4 protein-coding genes are annotated in these 4,432 nt (G+C 64.6%); 2 read left to right on the forward strand and 2 right to left on the reverse strand.

Annotated elements, in window-relative coordinates; genetic code table 11:
• A partial coding sequence (locus ACTS2Z_RS10500) for a GntR family transcriptional regulator (protein WP_442573160.1) occupies window positions 1-573 on the reverse strand: 573 nt, incomplete at its 3' end.
• On the reverse strand, window positions 570-1,946 hold the full coding sequence (locus ACTS2Z_RS10505) for a formimidoylglutamate deiminase (RefSeq protein ID WP_442573161.1): 1,377 nt from the start codon (window positions 1,944-1,946) through the stop codon (window positions 570-572). The genes ACTS2Z_RS10505 and ACTS2Z_RS10500, both read right to left, overlap by 4 nt.
• Before the next feature lie 37 nt (window positions 1,947-1,983).
• On the opposite strand from ACTS2Z_RS10505, the gene hutI reads away from it, so the two are divergent.
• Window positions 1,984-3,213 (forward strand): imidazolonepropionase, encoded by a 1,230-nt coding sequence (gene hutI / locus ACTS2Z_RS10510; protein ID WP_442573162.1) that lies wholly within the window; start codon window positions 1,984-1,986, stop codon window positions 3,211-3,213.
• Window positions 3,207-4,432, forward strand: a 1,226-nt coding sequence (gene hutH, locus ACTS2Z_RS10515) for a histidine ammonia-lyase (protein WP_442573163.1), incomplete at its 3' end; no start/stop codon positions are given. The genes hutI and hutH, both read left to right, overlap by 7 nt.

The following is a 4,432-nucleotide window of genomic DNA, read 5'->3' on the forward strand; positions in this document are numbered from 1 at the left end:
GCGAAGGTGCGCGGCCAGAGCCTCGCCGGCCATGCCTGCACGAAACACCAGCTCGCCGCCGGAAAAGGGTATGTTCCGGACGAGCCATTCATTGGCGCTGAGCGTATCGAACGGTGCGAGATCACGCGGAACGAGGCGCGGGTTCAGCCATCGGTCTTCAAGGCAGAAAGGTGTGTCATCACGCGCGTGAAGCGCAACGACATGGCGCCAGACCTCTCCGGTCGCTGCACCCAGACGCGCGGCGAGCAAATCTGGCAGGGGCTGGTCCGTGTCAGCGAGCAGGGCATAGCCATGGCTTGCGCCGGACTGCTCCACCTCCTGACGAATAATGGCAATGTCAAAGACGGCGCGCCGCACCGGCGTTTCCGTCACGCGCGTGCCGCCCTTGCGCCGCCGGTCGAGATAGCCCGCCTCGGCGAGGTCCCGCAGCGCCCGGTTCACGGTGGCGCGGGCACAGCCCAGTTCCTGCGCCAGCTCGGCCTCTTTCGGAATCAGTGCGCCCGGCACCCATTCACGCGTGCGGATGCGGCGAAGCGCTTCGCGCCGCACCGCCTGCCAGCTTGTGGTGCTCACAGGCGGCTCCCCAGCCGCCGGATAGTCTGGCGGTAGCGCGCGGTAATGCTGTCGTGATGTATATGCGCGCCGTTCTGCACCAGATGGCGTCCCGCCGACCAGACATCGCTGACCAGCCGGTCATCGCCAGCGAATATCCAGCTATCAAGCGCCATATCCCGTGTGCGCTCCTCAAGGTGGATGTGCCCGGTATCTAGGACGGCAAGATCAGCCCAGGCGCCTTCCGCGATCATTCCTGACCCGCGTCCTGCGGCCTGTGCGCCGCCTTTTGCCGCGCCTTCCAGCAATACCCGTCCGGATGACTTCTGGCGGGTTGCGAGCGCCGCCCGGCTGCGATCACGAAGGCGCTGTGAGTATTCCAGCTGGCGCAATTCCTCTGACAGGCTGATGCGGACATTACTGTCAGATCCGACACCGAACGTCCCGCCACTGGCCAGCCATTCGACCCCGTTGAAGATACCGTCACCCAGATTGCCCTCGGTGATCGGGCACAGCCCGGCAACCGCTTCGGTCCGGGCCAGCGTGCGCGTTTCCTCAACGGTCATCTGCGTACAGTGGATGAGGCACCAGCGTGCATCGACAGACGCATTCTCCAGCAGCCATTCGGTAGGGCGGGCGCCGTAATGGGCCAGCACCTCGTCGACTTCGCCGGTCTGCTCGGCAAGGTGCATGTGCAAGGGCGTGCCGGGTTGCAGCGCGATACAGGCCTTCAGGCCTTCAGGGGAAACAGCCCGGAGCGAATGGGCGGCAATGCCGCTGACCGTATCTGCGGGAAGGGAGGCGAGGGTCTTTCGTGCTGCCTCGGCAAGGCGCTCAAAGCGCGAAATATCATTGCCGAAGCGGATCTGCCCGGCCCCGAGCGGCCGTCCGTCGCAGCCGCCCTGCTGGTAGAGGACCGGAAGCAGTGTCAGGCCGATACCGGTAGTCCGGGCAGCGGCGGCAATGCGTTCGCTCATCTCGGCGAGATTGTCGTAAGGCGCACCATCGGGCGCGTGGTGGAGGTAGTGAAACTCCACATTTGCCGCGTAGCCGGCTTCGAGCATTTCCATCTGCACGAAGGCGGCTATGGCCTCGACATCGTCCGGCGTCAGGGCATCAAGGAAGGCATACATCGCCTTGCGCCAGGTCCAGAAATTGTCAGACGGATCCGCGCCGCGCCGCTCTGTCATCCCGGCCATGGCGCGCTGAAAGGCGTGTGAGTGCAGGTTCGCAGGCGCCGGGATCACGATGCCCGCGCAGGTGTCGCCCGCGACTGCGTCCATGCCCGTCTCGATGCGGGCAACGCGCCCATCCGCAACATGCAGGCGGACATTGCTGGCCCAGCCATCGCCAAGAAGGGCCTCTGCGGCGTGAATGACCTGTGTTTCGCCCATGTCCGATCCGTTGACTCAGAAAATAAGTCTATACTTAATGGTCCGGCTTGCAGGAGGAATCAAGGTGGATCAACCCCGCGCCCATGTGCTGACTGGCGCCCGGCTCGCCATCACGCCAGAGCCGGTTGACGGTGTTGGCGCGCTGGTGATTGCCGATGGGCGCATCGCGTGGGCAGGCCTGCAGAGCGATCTGCCAGAGCGCTACCGCGCGCTGGAACGCCGTGATCTGGAGGGGCGCCTTGTCACGCCTGCTCTGATCGACTGTCACACGCATCTGGTGCATGGCGGCGACCGCACGCGCGAATTCGAGATGCGCCTTGAGGGTGCAAGCTACGAAGACATCGCGCGGGCCGGTGGCGGGATCGTCTCCACCGTCGCCGCCACACGGGCCGCCAGCGCAGAGGAATTAATGGCGCAGGCCCTGCCACGCCTTGATGCGCTGCTGGCCGAAGGCGTTTCCACCATCGAGATCAAGTCGGGCTACGGCCTCGATATCGAGACCGAACTGGTCATGCTGCGTGTGGCGCGGGCACTGGAGGGTCAGCGTCCTGTCTCCATCAAGACCAGCTTCCTTGGCGCCCATGCGCTGCCGCCGGAATATGCCGGGCAGGGCGATGCCTATCTGGCCGAAATCTGCCTGCCTGCTCTGCGCGCTGCCAGTAGCGAAGGCCTCGTCGATGCGGTTGACGGGTTCTGCGAGACTATCGCCTTCACGCCCGCGCAGATCGACCGTGTCTTCACTGAAGCCCGGTCACTTGGCCTGCCGGTGAAGCTTCATGCCGAGCAATTGTCCCATCAGGGCGGCACGGCGCTCGCCGCGCGTCATCGCGCTCTTTCGGCTGATCATCTGGAATATGCCAATGATGATGACGCCCGCGCCATGGCAAAGGCCGGCATGGTGGCCGTGCTCCTGCCCGGCGCTTTCTACTTCCTGCGTGAGACGAAACTGCCGCCCGTTGACGTCTTCCGCGAACAGGGCGTGCCCATCGCGGTGGCGACGGACTGCAATCCGGGTACCTCACCGCTGACCTCGCTTCTTCTGGCCATGAACATGGCGTGCACGCTTTTCCGCCTGACGCCGGACGAGGCGCTTCGAGGCGTGACAGTGAATGCCGCGCGCGCGCTCGGCCTTGATGACCGGGGCGTGCTGGTGTCTGGCATGCGGGCCGATCTCTCCATCTGGGATGCAGGCTCTGCCGCAGAACTGTCAGGCCGCATCGGTTTCAATCCGCTCCATGAGCGCATCTTCGCAGGCCAGTCATGCTGATACTCGAGCCCGGTCAGGTCAGTTTGAACGAGCTGGAGCGCATCTGGCGCGAAAGCCTGCCTGTGCAAGTCAGCCGCTCGGCGAAGGAGGCGGTCGAGGCGAGCGCAGCGCGCGTGGCCGCTGCGGCTTCCGGCGCAGTGGCGGTCTATGGTGTGAATACCGGGTTTGGAAAGCTTGCGAACGTGAAGATCGCGCCCGGCGATGTCCGCACCTTGCAGCGCAATCTGATCCTCTCCCATTGCTGCGGCGTGGGCGAAAGTGCGCAGCCCCGCGATGTTCGCCTGATGATGGCGCTGAAACTCCTCAGCCTTTCGCGAGGAGCCTCAGGCGTGAGATGGGACCTCATTGCCCTTCTGGAATCTATGCTGGAGACGGGTGTCACGCCGGTCATTCCCTTGCAAGGCTCTGTTGGTGCGTCGGGTGATCTGGCACCGCTTGCCCATATGGCCGCCGTCATGATCGGCGAAGGGGAGGCAGAGTATCAGGGCACGACAATGCCGGGTGGAAAGGCGCTTGCCGCTGCGGGCCTCAAACCGGTCGTGCTGGAAGCGAAGGAGGGCTTGGCCCTCATCAACGGCACGCAGTTCTCGACCGCCATGGCACTGGCAGGCCTGTTTGATGCCTTGAGCCTGTTGACGGGCGCAGTGATAACGTCCTGCCTTTCAACCGATGCTGCCATGGGTTCGACCGCGCCGCTGCACCCCCAGATTCATGCCCTGCGCGGCCATCGCGGACAGATCGAGATTGCAGGCCTCATGCGCGGCGTGATGGAGGGTTCGCAAATACGCGACAGCCATCGCGAGGATGATGCCCGCGTGCAGGACCCGTACTGCATTCGCTGCCAGCCGCAGGTGGCTGGCGCGGCGCTGGACCTGCTCCGCCAGGCGGGTGCAACGCTTGCGATTGAAGCCAACGCTGTCACCGACAACCCGCTGGTGCTGGATGACGAGATCGTTTCGGGCGGCAACTTCCACGCCGAGCCGGTGGCCTTTGCTGCCGACATGATCGCTCTGGCAATCGCCGAGACCGGCGCGATTGCCCAGCGCCGTGTGGCGCTTCTGGTCGATCCGACCCTGAGCCACGACCTGCCGCCCTTCCTGACGCCGGAGCCAGGGCTCAATTCCGGCTTCATGATTGCCGAGGTCACGACAGCGGCGCTGATGAGCGAGAACAAGCATCTGGCCAATCCCTGCTCGACCGATTCCACACCGACCTCAGC

The sequence above is a fragment of the Glycocaulis sp. genome (assembly GCF_052168375.1).
Classification (GTDB): domain Bacteria; phylum Pseudomonadota; class Alphaproteobacteria; order Caulobacterales; family Maricaulaceae; genus Glycocaulis.

Bases quoted from the DNA above. Each gene is read 5' to 3' on its own strand.
- hutI (WP_442573162.1), top strand. From the start codon at position 1,984: ATGGTCCGGCTTGCAGGAGGAATCAAGGTGGATCAACCCCGCGCCCAT.
- ACTS2Z_RS10505 (WP_442573161.1), bottom strand. From the start codon at position 1,946: ATGGGCGAAACACAGGTCATTCACGCCGCAGAGGCCCTTCTTGGCGAT.